This is a genomic window from Bradyrhizobium sp. CAR08 (genome assembly GCF_052871955.1).
This window is the reverse complement of record NZ_JBIXJX010000002.1, coordinates 335165-351802: the sequence shown is the minus strand read 5'-3', so window position 1 is coordinate 351802 and position 16638 is coordinate 335165. Positions and strand designations below refer to the sequence as shown.

Annotated in this window: 19 protein-coding genes; 5 read left to right on the top strand and 14 right to left on the bottom strand. The window is 63.5% G+C overall.

Annotated features, from left to right (window positions below):
- Window positions 1-31: 31 nt before the first annotated feature.
- The 6 genes from ACIPUD_RS05395 to ACIPUD_RS05370 form a co-directional block, all read right to left on the bottom strand.
- Entirely contained in the window at window positions 32-580 is a 549-nt protein-coding gene (locus ACIPUD_RS05395; protein WP_026233742.1) for a hypothetical protein, read from the bottom strand.
- Window positions 581-606: 26 nt separating this feature from the next.
- Window positions 607-1260 carry a tetratricopeptide repeat protein gene (locus ACIPUD_RS05390; protein ID WP_085395965.1) on the bottom strand — a complete coding sequence of 218 codons (654 nt, stop codon included), beginning with the start codon at window positions 1258-1260 and terminating at the stop codon, window positions 607-609.
- 168 nt (window positions 1261-1428) lie between these two features.
- Window positions 1429-3021 carry a class I adenylate-forming enzyme family protein gene (locus tag ACIPUD_RS05385; protein WP_085395964.1) on the bottom strand — a complete coding sequence of 531 codons (1593 nt, stop codon included), beginning with the start codon at window positions 3019-3021 and terminating at the stop codon, window positions 1429-1431.
- Between the two features lie 72 nt (window positions 3022-3093).
- Window positions 3094-3678 carry an NnrU family protein gene (locus ACIPUD_RS05380; protein WP_446480227.1) on the bottom strand — a complete coding sequence of 195 codons (585 nt, stop codon included), beginning with the start codon at window positions 3676-3678 and terminating at the stop codon, window positions 3094-3096.
- A 71-nt stretch (window positions 3679-3749) separates the two neighbouring features.
- Window positions 3750-4328, bottom strand: a complete 579-nt coding sequence (locus ACIPUD_RS05375; protein WP_446480226.1) for a hypothetical protein — start codon at window positions 4326-4328, stop codon at window positions 3750-3752.
- Window positions 4329-4555: 227 nt separating this feature from the next.
- Window positions 4556-6175, bottom strand: a complete 1620-nt coding sequence (locus ACIPUD_RS05370) for a peptide chain release factor 3 (RefSeq protein ID WP_085352891.1) — start codon at window positions 6173-6175, stop codon at window positions 4556-4558.
- Window positions 6176-6338: 163 nt separating this feature from the next.
- Here ACIPUD_RS05370 and sugE point away from each other — a divergent pair, with 163 nt between their 5' ends.
- Entirely contained in the window at window positions 6339-6653 is a 315-nt protein-coding gene (sugE, locus tag ACIPUD_RS05365; protein WP_446480225.1) for a quaternary ammonium compound efflux SMR transporter SugE, read from the top strand.
- On the opposite strand, the gene ACIPUD_RS05360 is transcribed toward sugE, so the two are convergent.
- The 7 genes from ACIPUD_RS05360 to ACIPUD_RS05330 all read right to left on the bottom strand — a co-directional run bounded on the left by ACIPUD_RS05360 (window position 6646) and on the right by ACIPUD_RS05330 (window position 13128).
- Entirely contained in the window at window positions 6646-7653 is a 1008-nt protein-coding gene (locus tag ACIPUD_RS05360; protein WP_026233745.1) for an inorganic phosphate transporter, read from the bottom strand. The genes sugE and ACIPUD_RS05360 overlap by 8 nt on opposite strands.
- 15 nt (window positions 7654-7668) lie before the next feature.
- A complete protein-coding gene (locus tag ACIPUD_RS05355) occupies window positions 7669-8313 on the bottom strand; it encodes a DUF47 domain-containing protein (protein ID WP_018459150.1) in 645 nt (214 codons plus the stop codon).
- Between the two features lie 157 nt (window positions 8314-8470).
- Window positions 8471-9439 (bottom strand): branched-chain amino acid ABC transporter permease, encoded by a 969-nt coding sequence (locus tag ACIPUD_RS05350; protein ID WP_007592084.1) that lies wholly within the window; start codon window positions 9437-9439, stop codon window positions 8471-8473.
- A 1-nt stretch (window position 9440) separates the two neighbouring features.
- The gene (locus ACIPUD_RS05345) at window positions 9441-10304 is read right to left on the bottom strand and encodes a branched-chain amino acid ABC transporter permease (RefSeq protein ID WP_018459151.1); all 864 of its coding nucleotides are present in this window, start codon (window positions 10302-10304) and stop codon (window positions 9441-9443) included.
- A gap of 72 nt (window positions 10305-10376) precedes the next feature.
- Window positions 10377-11600 (bottom strand): ABC transporter substrate-binding protein, encoded by a 1224-nt coding sequence (locus tag ACIPUD_RS05340; RefSeq protein WP_018459152.1) that lies wholly within the window; start codon window positions 11598-11600, stop codon window positions 10377-10379.
- Window positions 11601-11633: 33 nt separating this feature from the next.
- Window positions 11634-12380: an ABC transporter ATP-binding protein gene (locus ACIPUD_RS05335; protein WP_007609233.1), complete on the bottom strand. Its 747-nt coding sequence runs from the start codon at window positions 12378-12380 to the stop codon at window positions 11634-11636.
- Window positions 12373-13128 carry an ABC transporter ATP-binding protein gene (locus tag ACIPUD_RS05330; protein ID WP_018459153.1) on the bottom strand — a complete coding sequence of 252 codons (756 nt, stop codon included), beginning with the start codon at window positions 13126-13128 and terminating at the stop codon, window positions 12373-12375. The genes ACIPUD_RS05335 and ACIPUD_RS05330 overlap by 8 nt, the downstream gene beginning before the upstream one ends.
- Window positions 13129-13464: 336 nt before the next feature.
- Here ACIPUD_RS05330 and ACIPUD_RS05325 point away from each other — a divergent pair, with 336 nt between their 5' ends.
- On the top strand, window positions 13465-14148 hold the full coding sequence (locus ACIPUD_RS05325; protein ID WP_018459154.1) for a PAS domain-containing protein: 684 nt from the start codon (window positions 13465-13467) through the stop codon (window positions 14146-14148).
- A gap of 3 nt (window positions 14149-14151) precedes the next feature.
- Here ACIPUD_RS05325 and ACIPUD_RS05320 read toward each other — a convergent pair whose 3' ends face one another.
- Entirely contained in the window at window positions 14152-14526 is a 375-nt protein-coding gene (locus ACIPUD_RS05320; protein WP_018459155.1) for an ArsC family reductase, read from the bottom strand.
- Between the two features lie 107 nt (window positions 14527-14633).
- On the opposite strand from ACIPUD_RS05320, the gene ACIPUD_RS05315 reads away from it, so the two are divergent.
- The 3 genes from ACIPUD_RS05315 (at window position 14634) to ACIPUD_RS05305 (ending at window position 16637) form a co-directional block, all read left to right on the top strand.
- Window positions 14634-15005, top strand: a complete 372-nt coding sequence (locus ACIPUD_RS05315) for a tRNA-binding protein (protein WP_018459156.1) — start codon at window positions 14634-14636, stop codon at window positions 15003-15005.
- Window positions 15006-15218: 213 nt separating this feature from the next.
- Entirely contained in the window at window positions 15219-15851 is a 633-nt protein-coding gene (locus ACIPUD_RS05310) for a TetR/AcrR family transcriptional regulator (protein WP_018459157.1), read from the top strand.
- Window positions 15852-15854: 3 nt separating this feature from the next.
- Entirely contained in the window at window positions 15855-16637 is a 783-nt protein-coding gene (locus ACIPUD_RS05305) for a sulfite exporter TauE/SafE family protein (RefSeq protein WP_247403129.1), read from the top strand.
- The last annotated feature ends 1 nt before the right edge of the window (window position 16638 follow it).

The following is a 16638-nucleotide window of genomic DNA, read 5'->3' as shown; positions in this document are numbered from 1 at the left end:
CGGAGCCGCGCCTGTCAATGAAATGAAAAAATCAGCGCGAGAAGCTGCCGCTCGGCATGGGCGCCGGGAAGGCGCCCTGCGTTTGCTGCTGGGTGGTCTGGGTCGGTTGCGCCTGCTGGACGGATTGATCGGGCGGCGGCGCGGTGGTGCGCTTGCGCACGATCTTCTGCCTGGGCGGCGGCGTGGCCGCGGGCGGAGCGGCCTCCGGCTGGGCCTCGCCGTCGACTTCGCCGGCGGGCGCCTCAGCCGGCGCGACGGCTGCGGTGGCCGGCTGCCTGGTCTTTTTCGCCTTGGCACCCTTCGCCGGCTTCGGCTCGGGCGCAGGCTCGGTGGGCAGAGCCGCAACGGCGGGTCCGTTCGGATCGGGCTGTTGCTGGGCGCCCTTGTACATATCCTTCGGAACGCCTTGCTCGAGGCCGGGCACGCCTTCCGGGAACACCGGCTTGCGGTCGCCCGGCAGCTTCTTCTTGGTGTCGAGGAAGTCGAGCATGTCGCTCGGATCGAAGCTGGAGCAACCGCCCAGCACGCCCGTGAAGGCGATCAAGACGGCGGTTGCGATCAAGCGTGGCGTGCGGCGCATGTCGGTATCTCGTCTCAGCTCTCGGCTCAGCTCTTCGCTACGGGCGGCAGCAGGGCCTGCAGCGCCTCGGCGCGTGAGCGCAGGCCGGGCGGCGTTTCGCCGTCCTCGGCAATCGCGTCGAGCCATTTGCGGGCGGCAGTCACATCGTTGTTGCGCCAGGCCGACAGCGCCAGCATTTCGCGGGCGGTGTGACGGAAGGTCGATTTAGGCGCGGTGGAGGCTTCCAGCCGCTGCTGCATGTCGGCATAGCCGGCGCTGTCGAGCAGGAGACCGGCGGCGCGGATCTTCGCCAGATCCTGCCACTCGCCGCCTACGCTGCGGTCGGCGGCAATGTCGTCATACAACTTGGCGCCTGCCTTGGGATCGCGGGACGCTGCCTCGGCCGCAGCACGCAGCCGCGCCAGGGTGCGATAGCCCGATGGAGCCTTGGCTGCGAGCTCGGTAAAGGCCGCCTCGGCCTCCGCATGCTTGTCCTGCTCGGACAGCTCAGCGGCCTTCTCGAAGGCAGCACCGGCCTCGGCAGCCTTCTTGGCTTCAAGATATTGGTAACCGCGCCAGCCACCCACGGCGGCGACGATCAGCACCATCAGGGCGATGAACAAAATCGAATACTTATCCCACAGCTTTTTGAGCTGTTCGCGACGTACTTCCTCGTCGACTTCGTCAAATAATTCAGACACTTATGCTAATCCCATGCCCGTCCGGGTGCGCGCGCCGAAGCGTTCGCGTCAGGAATCCCGTCCCCCACGTGGCGGCGGGGTACCCTAACGATATGGCGGTGGCAAGGCAAAGCGAGCCCGATCAAGGCGTTAACCACCCGGGACAGCCCGGAGAGACGCCTCCCCGGGTCAGGTTCCCAACAGCTCCCGCAGCTGCCGCTTCAGCACCTTGCCATTGGCATTGCGCGGCAAGGGCTCCGCGGTGATCACCATGGTTTCCGGGACCTTGTAGTCCGACAGCCGCTCCGCGCACCAGGCGCGCAAGGCCTCGCTGTCCACCGGCGTACGCGTCACCACCACGGCGTGGACGCGTTCGCCCAGCACCGGGCACGTCTTGGCGACGATCGCGCTCTCAACCACGGCCGGGTGGCCGGCCAGCACGGATTCGACCTCGGCCGAATAGATCTTGAGGCCGCCGCGGTTGATCATGTCCTTCTGCCGGTCGAACACCCGGACAAATCCCTCCGCGTCGACCGAGCCGAGATCGCCGGAATGCCAGAACCCGCTGGTGAAGCTTTCGGCCGTGGCTTTCGGATTGTTCCAGTAGCCCTTGATGACGGAGGCACTCTGGATCCAGAGCTCGCCGATTTCCCCAGGCGGCAGCTCACGCCCGTCCGCGTCCATCGCCAGGATGCGTGCACCCGGACACGGCAAGCCGACGCTGTCGATGTGGGTCGCCGTCAACTCGCCCGGCATGATCGTGGACGGCGACGTGGTCTCGGTCGCACCGTAGCAATTCGCCAGCGCGAGGCCGGGAATGATCGCCTTGAGTTTCTCGATGGTGGCGACCGGCATCGGTGCGCCGCCGAAGCCACCGATGCGCCAGCTCGACAGATCGTAACTGGCGAAATCGGGCTGGAGCAGGCACAGATTGTACATCGCCGGCACCATCACCGTGTAGGTGACGCGCTCGCGCGCGGCGAGCTTGAGATATTCGCCGGCTTTGAACTCCGGCATGATGATCAACGCGCCACCGCAGCAGATCATCGTCGTGATGTTGGCGACCACGCCGGTGACATGGCCGAGCGGCACTGCCGCGATCGAACGGTCGGCCGCCGTCAATTGCAGGCAGGACATGAAGATCATCGAGGAATGGACGATGTTGCAATGGGCCAGCATCGCGCCCTTGGGCTTGCCTGTCGTGCCCGAGGTGTAGAGGATCATCGCGGTGTCCTCCTCGCTCGTCTCGACCGGCGCCGCGGCCGGGGCGTTGTCGACGAGCACCGCGAAATCCGACAGAGCCGGATCGTGGTCGATGGCGATGCGGTCGATCACATCGGGCACGTCCAGTGCGTCCGGCAGCCGCTCCGCAAGTGCCGCCTCGTGGATCAGGATCTTGGCGCCGCAGTCGGCGAGCACATAGGCGATTTCCGGCTTCTGCTGCCGCGTGCTGAGCAGCACCGTGACGAGCCCCTCATGGGCGGCAGCAAACAGCAGCAGCGGGAATTCGACGCGGTTGCCGAGCAGGATCGCGACACGATCGCCGCGCTGCAATCCGAGCTTGCGAAATCCCGCCGCGATCCGCGCAGCCTGCTCGACGGCCTGCCGCCAGCTCAGCCGGACACCGCCTGAGATCAGCGCTTCGCCGTCGGGATTGCGGGCGCAGGCGTCCGCAATCATCGCCCACAGGCTCGACGGCCGATCGCAAAATGCCGGTACCACCCGATCGCCGAAGCGCGCCTCGAACCGCATTGGCGGGATCTGAGAATGCGACCAGTCCATCGGATTGCCCTTGGCTTGTTACTTTCGTTATCTTCCGCGCACGGGCATGCGGTCCTGTCTTGTGCTGATCGGCTAGCCGCCCATCACGGGAACGCCGATGACGACGGGATGGAACGCAAAAGCCAGCGCCAGATAAGCGACGATTCCAACCACGACCGCGATCAGATCGTTGGTGACGCCGCCGACCGGAATCGGCGGACCGCCGCCATCGGTGCGACGCTTCAGCGTGATGCGGTCATACACCGCCCAGCCCAGAAAGGACCCGAACAGGATGATGGAGCCGAGATCGCCATTGGCCAGAAGATGCGCCGCCGCCCACAGCTTGATGCCGGCCAGCATCGGATGCTTCCGTGTCGCGTAAATGCGGCCGCGCAGATAGGACGCAACCACCAGGATGACCGCGGGCAGCATCAGTGCGAGCGTGATGTGCTTCAGCGCCTTCGGCGGATACCAGACGTCGATCCAGCCGGTCGCGCGATAATGCGCGAAGCCCCAGATGATCAGTGCGAGCCCCGCAAGCGAGGCAAGCGAATAGAGGATCTTGTAGGTCCCCTCGCCCACTCTCGCGATGGCCTGCGCGCGTGCATCGCGTTTCGTCGTGAACACATGCGCCGCAAAAAACAGCGCAAGCCCCAGGATCATAACCAGCAGACCCACGAGATTCTCCCCTCAACCAGCGCCCCAGCCCATGGCGTATCATCGATTGGCCGCGGGTCGCAACTGATGCGCTACTTGCCGATCTCGCGATTGTCGACATACCGGATCGCGATCGGCCGCCCGGCGATGGCACCGCCAAAACCGCCGGTGAACTTCAGCGGCAGGCAGGCGTTCAACGATGAATTGATTGCATTAAGATAGGTAGTTCTCGTCTCGGCGGGCACGCCTGCGGTCGCAAAGGTCAGGCGCGGCGGGCCGATCAGGCCGCCCGATTTGTTGAAGCTGAAGCGCACGGCGATCTGCATGCCCGCGCGCGCATTGTCCGATGGCGGCGACCAGCAGCTGCGCAGCTCGGCGAAGAGATCGCCAATCGTATCGAGATCGTGATCCGGCTTTTGGTATTTGGCGCGATCCGCCTCCGCCGGCACGCTTTGGATCGTGAGCTGGAGGTTCTGGCCGTAGGGATAGTCGATCTCGGCAATGCAGGGGCCAGGCTCGAGCGGGCTGCAATAGGACGGCGTGCAGGGCCGGCCATCGAGGACGCTGCACGGCTCGTGCGAAAACGGAATTGGGTTGATTTGTCGCGGCCGCGCATCGGCGGCGATCACGGCAAAGACGGTCAGGAACAGCACGAGGATTGCGCGCAACATCGGGAGCACCGAACGGGCGACCACATTCAAATTGGTAGGACTTGAAGCGGCTTCAAGCCATTCGCGTTCACGTGCTCGCGTTTACCCACGGTGTCGTCGTCCGGCTTGATCGGACGACCCAGTATTCCAGAGGCGATCGTTGTTGAGCCGAGAGGCCGCGGCGTACTGGATGCCCCGGTCAAGCCGGGGCATGACAGCGGAGGGTGAGGAGCGGACGGAGCCCCACCCTAGCCCTTCTTCTTGACGTCCTTGACGTTGGTGAACTCGATGCCCTCCGCCCGTTCCCTTGTGTAGCCGAGATAGAACTCGTTCCGCGCCAGATAGACGGGATCGCCGTCGACATCGTCGGCGATGCTGGAGGTGTTGGCAGCGATGAAGGTATCGAGCTTCTTGCGGTCGTCCGACGAGACCCAGCGCGCGAGCTGGAACTCGCTGACCTCGAATTCGACTGGGAGCGAATATTCCGCATCCAGCCGGGCCTTGAGCACGTCGAGCTGGAGTGCGCCAACGACTCCGACCAACGCCGGTGCGCCGTCGCGCGGGCGGAACACCTGCACCACGCCCTCTTCCGACATCTGCTGAAGCGCTTCCTTCAACTTCTTCGCTTTCATCGCATCGGTGAGACGCACGCGGCGGACGATTTCCGGCGCAAAGCTCGGCACGCCGACGAAGTTGAAATCCTCACCGTCGGTCAGCGTATCGCCGATGCGCAGCGTGCCGTGATTGGGAATGCCGACGACGTCGCCGGCATAGGCTTCGTCCGCAACCGAACGGTCCTGCGCGAAGAAGAATTGCGGGCTGGACAGCGGCATGCTCTTGCCGGTGCGCACGAGCTTCGCCTTCATGCCGCGGCTCAGCTTGCCGGAGCACAGCCGCGCGAAGGCGATACGGTCGCGGTGGTTGGGATCCATATTGGCCTGGATCTTGAACACGAAGGCGCTCATGCGCGGGTCGGTGGCTTCGACCTTGCGCTGGTCGCTCTCCTGCGCGCGCGGCTCGGGCGCGAACTTGCCGAGCCCTTGCAGCAGGTCGCCGACGCCGAAATTGCGTAGCGCGCTGCCGAAATAAACCGGCGTCAGATGGCCCTCGCGAAACGCTTCGAGCTCGAACGGTTTTGAAGCCGCGGTGACGAGCTCGAGCTCGTCCTTGACCGCCGACACGTCGAGATTGGCATTGAGCTTGGCGAGCTCGGCGATCTCGATCTGCTGCGCCGCGCCAGTTTTGGCGCCACCGCCTTCGAGCAGGCGCACGCCGCCATTGACGACGTCATAGGTGCCGAGGAACTCGCGGCCGCGGCCGACAGGCCAGGTCATCGGCGTGGTATCGAGCGCCAGCGTCTTCTCGATCTCGTCGAGGAGCTCGAAGACGTCGCGGCTCTCGCGGTCCATCTTGTTGATGAAGGTGATGATCGGGATATCCCGAAGACGACATACCTCGAACAGCTTTCGGGTGCGCGCCTCGATGCCCTTGGCGGCGTCGATCACCATGACGGCGGAATCGACCGCCGTAAGCGTGCGATAGGTGTCTTCCGAAAAGTCCTCGTGGCCCGGCGTGTCCAGCAGGTTGAACACGAGGCCCTCGAACTCGAAGGTCATGACCGAGGTCACGACCGAGATGCCGCGCTCGCGCTCGATCTTCATCCAGTCCGAACGCGTGTTGCGCCGCTCGCCCTTGGCCTTGACCTGGCCGGCGAGATTGATGGCGCCACCGAACAGCAGCAGCTTTTCGGTCAGCGTGGTCTTGCCGGCGTCCGGATGCGAGATGATCGCAAAAGTACGCCGCCGCGACACTTCAGCGGCAAGCGAGGAACGGGCCGTCGATTCGGCTGTGGTGGCGATGTCGGACATTGCGGCAGCGTTTGGCAGGGAAAATGAGCCTGATCAAGCCTGATCTGGTGATTGCGGAGGCTTCCGGCCAGCCCCATATCGGGCTTGGGTTGGGAGGGACGGCCTTCCCTTGCTATCAGCACACCAGTCGCGGGGACGACCCTGCCTTGAATGGAGGGTCGTCATGGCCTGGAGCATCCTGTTCGTCGCCGGTCTGCTGGAGATCTCCTGGGCGATCGGCCTCAAATATACCGAGGGGTTCACCAGGCTCGTTCCGTCAGTCCTCACGCTCGGCGCCATGGCCGGCAGCATCATCCTGCTCGGGCTCGCCCTCAAATCGCTTCCGATTGGAACCGCTTATGCGGTCTGGACCGGCATCGGTGCGGTCGGCACCGCGACGCTCGGCATCGTCCTGTTCGGCGAGCCGGCCACCGCGTTCCGCCTCGCCAGCATCGGGCTGATCGTCGCCGGCATTGTCGGACTGAAGCTGGTTACCTGACGAAGATCTTGACCGCCCACCAGCTCAGCGCGGCGACGATGGCCGAGGCCGGCATCGTGATCACCCAGGCATAGACGATCGAGCTGGCGACGTTCCAGCGCACCGCCGAGAGGCGGCGGGCGGCGCCGACGCCGACGATGGCGCCGGTGATGGTGTGGGTGGTCGAGACCGGAACGCCGAGAAAGGTCGCCATGAACAGGGTCGCGGCACCGCCGGTCTCGGCGCAAAAGCCCTGCATCGGGGTCAGCCTGGTGATGCGCAGGCCCATGGTGCGGACGATGCGCCAGCCGCCCATCAGCGTCCCCATCGCCATCGCGGCCTGGCACGAGAGCACCACCCAGAAGGGTACGAAGAATTCGCCGCCGAGCTGGCCCTGCGAATAGAGCAGCACGGCGATGATGCCCATGGTCTTCTGAGCGTCGTTACCACCATGGCCGAGCGAATAGAGCGAGGCGGAGGCGAATTGCAGGATGCGGAAGGCGCGATCCACGGCAAAGGGCGTGGAGCGCACCGAGGCCCAGGAGACGATCGCGACCAGCACCATCGCGAGCAGGAAGCCGACCAGCGGAGACAGCACGATGGCGATCACCGTCTTGGACAACCCGCTCCAGACCGCCGCTGAAAGGCCGGCTTTTGCCACGCCGGCACCAAACAAGCCGCCGATCAATGCATGAGACGAGGACGATGGGATGCCGAGCGCCCATGTCACCAGGTTCCAGACGATGGCGCCGACCAGCGCGGCGAAGATCACCTGAGCATCCACGATCGCGGGATCGATGATGCCGGTGCCGATAGTCTGGGCAACGTGCAGCCCGAACACCATGAAGGCGACGAAGTTGAAGAACGCGGCCCAGAACACCGCGTATTGCGGCCGCAGCACGCGGGTCGAGACGATGGTCGCGATCGAATTGGCGGCGTCGTGCAGGCCGTTCAGGAAGTCGAACAGCAGCGCGACGGCGATCAATCCGACCAGGACGGGAAGACCCAGCGCAACATCCACGGCGTGGCCCCTGCCCTAAACTTGCTCGATGACGATGCTGTTGATCTCGTTCGCGACGTCGTCGAAGCGGTCGGCGACTTTCTCGAGATGGTCGTAGATCTCTGCGCCGACGATGAAATCCATCGCGTTGCCGCCGCGATGCTTGAGGAACAGTTCCTTCAGCCCGATATCATGGAGATCGTCGACGCGGCCTTCCAGCTTGCCAAGCTCTTCCGTGATCGCGGTCAGCATGGCCACGTTCTGACCGATCTTCTGCATCAGCGGCAGCGCGCGGCCGACCAGATTGGCGCATTCGATCAGAAGCCCGCCGATCTCCCGCATCGGCGGCTCGAAGCTGCGGACCTCGAACAGCATCACGGCCTTGGCGGTCTGCTGCATCTGGTCGATGGCGTCGTCCATCGAGGTGATCAGGTTCTTGATGTCGCCGCGGTCGAACGGGGTGATGAAGGTGCGGCGCACCGCGGTCAGCACCTCACGGGTGATGTTGTCGGCATCGTTCTCGAACTGGTTGACGCGCTGGCAATAGACCGGCGTCTCCTCGCCCCCGTTGAGCATGCTCTGGAGCGCGATCGAGCCCTGGATCACGGTCTGGGCGTGGCGGTCGAACAGGTCGAAGAACCGTTCTTCCTTCGGCAGGAAAGCGCGAAACAATCGCATCATGGGGAGAGACTACCGGTTGGATGATGGCCTGGCCCAAGCGGGCCGTCATGAAACTGTCATAGACCATTTTCGATCCACGCGCGTGCCACCTCACGCCCGTGGAGCTGGATCATCCACCGCTTTCGCGCGTCAACACATCTTCTATTATATCAATGACTTACAGCGACCGCCGGAAGTAATGCGCGATTTCGCCGATGACGCCACGGCGGAAGGTGAGCACGCAGATCACGAAGATCGAGCCCTGGATCACGGTCACCCATTGGCCGAACCCCGCCAAATATTGCTGCATGGCGATGATCACGAAGGCACCGACCACGGGACCGAAGACGGTTCCGAGTCCGCCGACCAGCGTCATCAGCACGACTTCGCCCGACATCGACCAGTGCACGTCGGTGAGCGAGGCATTCTGCGCCACGAAGACTTTCAGCGCACCGGCAAAGCCGGCCAGCGTGCCCGACAGGACGAAAGCCAGGAACTTGTACTGATCGGTGCGGTAACCCAGCGAGATCGCGCGCGGCTCGTTCTCGCGGATCGCCTTGAGGACTTCGCCGAACGGCGAGTTGATGATGCGGAAGATCAGCAGGAAGCCGGCGAGGAAACCGACCAGCACCACGTAGTAGAGCACGGTGGGCTTGGTCAGATCGAAGACGCCGAACATGCGTCCCTGCGGAATACCCTGGATGCCGTCTTCGCCATGGGTGAACGGCGCCTGGAGGTAGATGAAGTACAAGAGCTGCGACAGCGCCAGCGTGATCATCGAGAAATAGATGCCCTGGCGGCGGATCGAGATATAGCCCGTGATGAGCGAGAGCACGAAGGCACCGGCGACCCCGACGAGGATGCCGAGTTCCGGCGGCAGCGCCCATACTTTCAGCGCATGCGCGCTGCAATAGCCGGCCGTGCCCAGGAACATCGCATGGCCGAAGGACAGCAAACCGCCGTAGCCGATCAGCAGGTTGAAGGCGCAGGCGAGCAGCGCGAAGCACAGCGCCTGCATCACGAAGAACGGGTAGACCCCCGTGAATGGCACCGAAGCCAGCAGCAGCGCCATCACCACGAACACGATCATCTCGTCGCGGATCGCGCGCGGGGTTACCGGCAGCGTGTCGTCCGTCAAGGCTGTCATATCAGGCCGCCCTTCCCGTCAATCCCGTTGGCTTCACCAAGAGCACCAGCACCATCAGCACGAACACGACGGTGTTGGAGGCCTCGGGGTAGAAATATTTGGTCAGGCCTTCGATCACACCGAGCGCGAAGCCGGTGATGATGGAGCCCATGATCGATCCCATGCCGCCGATCACGACCACCGCGAACACCACGATGATGAGGTCGGCGCCCATCAACGGCCGCACCTGGTTGATCGGCGCCGACAGCACGCCGGCGAGCGCTGCAAGGCCGACACCGAGGCCGTAGGTCAGCGTGATCATGCGCGGCACGTTGACGCCGAAGGCGCGCACGAGCGTCGGGTTTTCGGTGGCGGCGCGCAAATAGGCGCCGAGCCGCGTCTTCTCGATCAGGAACCAGGTCGCGATGCAGACCACCAGCGAGAAGATGACGACCCAGCCGCGATAGACCGGCAGGAACATGAAGCCGAGATTCATGCCGCCCTTGAGCTGGTCCGGAATGGCGTAAGGCAGGCCGGAGGAGCCGAAGTAGTTCTGAAACACGCCCTGCACGATCAGCGCAATGCCGAAGGTCAGCAGCAGGCCGTAGAGATGATCCAGCCCGGTCAGCCATTGCAGCATGGTCCGTTCCAGGATCATGCCGAAGATGCCGACGATAACAGGCGCAAGCAGCAACGCCCACCAGTAGTTGATGCCGCCGAGGTTCAGCAGGAAGTAGGCGACGAACGCGCCCATCATGTAGAGCGCGCCATGGGCGAAATTGATGATGTTGAGCATGCCGAAGATCACGGCAAGCCCGAGACTGAGCAGCGCGTAGAACGAGCCGTTGATCAGTCCTACCAGTAGCTGAGCGTAAAGAGCCTGCATCGATCCCGCACCTGGTCCCTTCGGCGTTCCCTGAAAGTCGCCCGCAGGCCTGATGGCCTGCGGGCGGTTAGCTTACTTCTTCAAGAGCGCGCACTTGCTCTCGGACAGCGGCGTGAAGGCCTGGTCGCCCGGCACCGTGCCGACCAGCTTGTAGAAGTCCCACGGTCCCTTGGACTCGGAGGGCTTCTTCACCTCGAACAGATAGGCATTGTGGATGGTGCGGCCGTTGGGCTGGATCTCGCCCTTGCCGAACAGATCGTCTTCCGTCGGCATCGACTTCATCTTCTCGACGACCTTGACGCCGTCATGCGGGTTGCCGCCGAGCGCTTCCAGTGCCTTGAAATAGTGACGCACGCCCGCATAGACGCCGGCCTGCACCATGGTCGGCGGCGCGTTGTTCTTCATCTTCTCGGCGAAGCGCTTCGAGAACGCCCGGGTCTGGTCGTTCATGTCCCAGTAGAAGGTCTCGGTGAAGTTGAGGCCCTGTGCGGTCTCGAGCCCGATCGCCTTGACGTCGGTGAGGAACAGCAGCAGCGCCGCGAGCTTCTGGCCGCCCTTGACGATGCCGAACTCGGCCGCCTGCTTGATCGTGTTGGTGGTATCGCCGCCGGCATTGGCAAGGCCGATGATCTTGGCCTTGGAAGCCTGCGCCTGCAGCAGGAAGGACGAGAAGTCCGGCGTGTTCAGCGGGTGCTTGACGCCGCCGACCACCTTGCCGCCATTTGCGGTAACGACAGCGGTGGTGTCGCGCTCCAGCGCCGCGCCAAAGGCGTAGTCCGCGGTCAGGAAGAACCACGTGTCGCCGCCGGCCTTCACCAGCGCCTGGCCGGTGGTGTGGGCAAGCATGTAGGTGTCGTAGGTCCAGTGCACCGTGTTGGGCGAGCACTGCGCGTTGGTCAAATCCGAGGTCGCCGCGCCCGAGTTGATATAGACGCCGTTCTTTTCCTTGATGACGTTGTTGACCGCGAGCGCCACGCCGGAATTCGGCACGTCGACGATGAGGTCGACCTTGTCGACGTCGAACCATTGCCGCGCGATCGCGGTGCCGATGTCGGGCTTGTTCTGGTGATCACCCGAGATGATGTCGATCTTCCAGCCCTTCGCAGCCAGACCGGAATCTTCAATGGCCATCTGCGCGGCGAGCGTCGAGCCCGGCCCGCCAAGATCGGCATAGAGCCCGGACTGATCGGACAGCGCGCCGATCTTGACGGTCTTGTCCTGCGCGAAGGCTACGCCCGCGGTGGTCACGGCCAGCGCCGTGCCGAGCAGAAACGACGCAATCGACTTTGTCATCATGCTACTTCCCTATGAATCTTCTTGTTGGCAGTTCTAGACACCGAGATAGGTGTGGAGCTTGTCCATGTTGGCGGCGAGCTCCGCATTGGAAAATCCGTCAATGATCTTGCCGTGCTCGACCACGTAATAGCGGTCAGCGACAGTGGATGCGAACCGGAAGTTCTGCTCGACCAGGAGGATCGTAAAACCCTCCTTCTTGAGCCGCGCAATGGTGTGACCGATCTGCTGGATGATGACGGGCGCGAGACCCTCCGTCGGCTCGTCCAGCATCAGGAAGTTCGCGCCGGTGCGCAGGATGCGCGCGATCGCGAGCATCTGCTGCTCGCCGCCGGAGAGTTTGGTTCCCTGGCTGTTGAGCCGTTCCTTCAGGTTCGGAAACAGATCGAAGATCTGCTCGAGCGGCAATCCGCCGGGACGCACCACCGGTGGCAGCAGCAGGTTCTCGCGGACATCGAGGCTGGCGAAAATTCCCCGCTCTTCCGGGCAGAACGCGATTCCCATCCGCGCGATCTTGTCCGAGGTCGTGCGGATGATGTCCTGGTTATTGAACTTCACCGAGCCGGTGCGCTTGCCGATGATGCCCATGATCGACTTCAGCGTGGTGGTCTTGCCGGCGCCGTTGCGCCCGAGCAGGGTGACGACCTCGCCCGCGTTCACGTCGAAGTTGATCCCGTGCAGGATGTGGGACTCGCCGTACCAGGCTTCGAGGTTGCGGACCTGGAGGAGGTTGCCGCCGCTCGCGGCCTTTGCGGGAGCTTCCGCCGTTGCAGTCTCAGCCATGACCGGCTCCCAGATAGGCTTCCTTGACGCGTTCGTCCTTGGTGAGCTCGCTGTAATGGCCTTGCGCCAGCACCTGGCCGCGCGTCAACACGGTGATGATGTCGGAGAGATTGGCAACGACGCTCAGATTATGCTCGACCATCAGGATGGTGTATTTCGCGGAGATGCGCTTGATCAACGCCGCGATCTTGTCGATGTCCTCGTGGCCCATGCCGGCCATCGGCTCGTCCAGCAGCATCATCTCCGGGTCGAGCGCGAGCGTGGTTGCGATCTCCAGTGCGCGCTTGCGCCCGTAGGGCATCTCGACCGCGGGCGTATTGGAAAACTCGCTGAGGCCGACATCGTTCAACAGCTCGCGCGCGCGATCGTTGAATTGGTTGAGGACGGACTTGGAGCGCCAGAAATCGAAGGAGCTGCCGTGCTGGCGCTGAAGCGCGACGCGCACGTTTTCCAGCGCGGTGAGATGGGGAAATACCGCCGAGATCTGGAACGAGCGAACCAGCCCCAGGCGAGCCACGTCGGCGGGCGCCATCGCGGTGATGTCCTGCCCCTTGTACAGGATTTTTCCGGCAGACGGTTTGAGGAACTTGGTCAAAAGATTGAAGCACGTCGTCTTGCCGGCGCCGTTCGGGCCGATCAACGCGTGAATGCTCCCACGGCGAACCTTGAGCGCAACGTCGCGGACGGCGAAGAAGCCCGCGAACTCCTTGGTCAAGCCTTCCGTTTCGAGAATGAACTCATCGGCCAAACAGTTTTCCCCCTGCCCGCACAACGCGCGTGGCTATCCTTGTTGCTTCGGCTTTCCGGAGGCCCTTGGAGCCACTCCCTTGAGCTCATCCGGAACGCCGCCTCCGGGCGCGGAATATGCCGGAGGTGACGGGGGTTAGGCAAGGCGGAAAGCTGAGCAGGTCAGGCCTCCGGCCGGGAGACTTATGCTCCCTTAGTCGGACATGTTTTGTTGTCGCGCCTGCCCGGCTTCCCGGTTCGCAAAGCGCCGGTCATCAAGCCGTCGTTAACGGTCTTTCGTTCCATGCGCCAGCCTTCATAGAAAATTTTCCCGCAGCGAGGATCATGCGCGGGTTTCATGCGTCCGGAATTTCTATTCGCCGGGAATATTGTCTTGGATTTTGCAAGCGCGGCTCCTTCCGTGGTCAAGTCGATCAGGCAGCGTGATCTCCTGAACACGTGGCTGCGGCTCTATGCGCGCGAGCAGACGGCCCCGGCGATCTGGGAGTACCAGCCTGCGCGGCTCGAGGAAGAGCTCTCCGATCTGATCTATTATACGGTGGATGCGTCGATGCCGACACCGCGTCTGACCATCCAGAGCGAAGGCACGCGCATCTCGCGCGCCTATGGACACACCGGCAAGGGCGTTCTGCTCGACGACTATATCGGGCCGCGTCTCGCGCCCCTGGTGATGCCGGTCTATCATGAATGCGTGGCGCGTGGGCTGCCTGTCTACAGCGTTGCCGACGTCGATGACATCTACGGCCGCATCGTCGCCTATGAGCGCCTGCTGCTGCCGTTCCAGAGCGACGGCAAGGTCTGTCACATCATCGCGTCGCTCAAGACCTTCTGCGAGGACGGCGGCTTCGAGATCAAGAATCTGATGCGCGGAAATGACGCGCTGCCGCGCCCGAGATTGCGCGCGGTGATCGACCACGACCTGTTCCATCGCACCCCGGGCCGCATCGCGCCGGCCGAACTGGTCGAGTTCGCGGACCAGCAGGGCTCAGGTGTTCCCACCGAGATCATCGAGCTGAACTAGCGGTCAGCGCGATTTGGCGGCGGCTTCCTTGGTCGTGACTTCCTTGGCATAGATCTCCGGCTTGAAGCCGACCAGCAGCTTGCCGCCGACTTCAAGCACCGGCCGCTTGATCATCGATGGTTGCGCTAGCATCAACGCCAGCGCCTTTTTCTCGGAGAGGCCTTCCTTGTCGGCATCGGGCAGCTTCTTGAAAGTCGTGCCGGCGCGGTTGAGCAGCGTCTCCCAACCGACCTTCTCGCTCCACTGCTTGAGCTTGTCCTTCTCCACGCCCGCCGTCTTGTAGTCGTGAAACGCGTAGGCGACGCCATGGCTGTCGAGCCAGGCGCGCGCCTTCTTCATGGTGTCGCAGTTCTTGATGCCGTAGATGATGTTGGGCAAAGCGTTCCTCGCGCATGCGTCGTATCGTGATCCCAAGGCGTTGTACGCAACTCCGGTTCGCGCGACAATATTGCGAAAACGATGCCAGCTCTTCGAACGGACACTCCATGCACGTCACCCACGATCCAGCCGCGACCGCATCGCCGACCATCGACTTCGACACTTTTCTCGCGGTCGATATCCGCGTCGGCACCATCGTCGATGCAAAGCCGTTCCCCGAGGCGCGCAAGCCGGCCTGGCGGCTGTGGATCGACTTCGGTCCCGCGATCGGCGTGCGCAAGAGCTCGGCGCAGATCACCGAAAATCATCCGCTTGAAACGCTAGTGGGCCAACAGGTGGCTGCGGTCGTGAATTTCCCGCCGCGCCAGATCGGCCCCGTTGTCTCGGAGGTGCTGACCCTCGGTTTCCCCGATGCCGACGGCAAGGTCGTGCTGGTGCAGCCGAGCAAGCCCGTGCCGAACGGCGGACGGCTGTTCTAGCACCGCGCGCTCAAGGGGCGGTTCCTGGCCGCCGGGGGCGCCCTTTAAGGTTCACCTCCTCGTTCCCGGCCCCCGGTTCCTCGGGCTTGACCACGATACACTTTGAGCTAAAAATGACTGACTGATCGTTTTTTATCTTATTCAGTGCTACGGAACCGCTTGTCCTGCAGAACGACTAAACGATTGATCTGTCAGTTTTTTGTGGATGGCCGAATGCCGAAAATCAGCGACAAGCAACGTGAAGGCCGGCGGCAGCAGATTCTCGAAGCCGCCCTTGCCTGCTTCGCCGAGGACGGTTTTCACCAGACCGGGATGGCCGACATCGTCAAACGGTCGGGGCTGAGCCACGGTGCGGTCTATCTCTACTTCCAGAGCAAGGACGATCTGATCGAGGCACTCGCCGACGACCGGCATCGGCGCGAGGCCGTGCTCAATTCGGTCGCGCAAGGATCCGGCGATCCGATCGAAGGACTTCACGCGCTGGTCGGCGTCTACGCGCAATGGCTCACCGACTCCGCCGGCGAAGCGCGCCGCCGTGTCGGCATCCATGGCTGGGCCGAAGCCCTACGCAACCGCCGCGTCCGCACCAGCGTCGTGGAAGGCATCGACATACCCCGCGCCCTGATCGTCGCCCTGGTCGAGCGGGGCCAGCATGGCGGCCTCATCAAACGCGATCTCGGTGCGGAAGCGATCGCGCGCGTGCTGATCGCGATCTTCCAGGGTTTTGTGCTGCAAAAATGCTGGGGCCAGGATTTTGACATCGAGGCCTGCATGGCGGCCGTGACCAGCGTGATCGATGGATTTCGCACCACAAAGGCCGACGTCAAGCGACGGACCAGGAGCTGAGCGATGTCGTGGGTCCATGACCTGCTCGCAGGCATTGGGGTCGGCCTCATCGGCGGGCTGACATCGGGCTTCATGGGCACGAGTCCCGGAGGCGGCCTCGTGATTTTCAGCGTACTGCTACTGGGCGCCGAGCAACACGTCGCCCAGGGGACATCGCTGATCACGCAGGTTCCACCGACGGGACTCGCGGGCGTTCGCCGCTACTGGCAGAGCGGCAATCGCAGCCCGTTGCTGTGGATCGTCTGGATCGGCATCGGGTTTCTCTTCGGCGGTGCCGGCGGCGGCTACGCTGCGGCCGCAGTCTCCGACTCGGTGTTGCAATGGACCTACGTCGTCTATCTCGTCGCGCTGATCGCTCTCCTGATCCTGCGCAGCGACCGCGAGGAGAAAAGCAATGAGACCTGCGACCGAGACAAGCTGCCTTGGCTGCCGCTGCTCCTCATCGGCATGCTTGCCGGATTTTCCTCCGGCTTCATGGGCATCGGCGGTGGGCTCGCGATCACCGTCGGGCTCGCGGCGGGCCTGCGGGTGCCGCAGCATCAGGCCCAGCTCGTCAGCCTCGTCTTCTCGGTCATCCCGACCAATATTCCGGCGGCCTGGATCTACTGGAGCAAGGGCCTCATGGTCGGCTGGCCTGCCATCATCGGCATCCTTGCCGGCCTCTGGGTCGGCACCGATCTCGGCGCACGCGCGGCTAATGGCGTCAGCAAATCGGTGCTGCGCCGGGTCTTGATCGCCCTCATCTTGCTGATGGCGCTCTACATGACCCAAAAGGCGCTAACCTGAT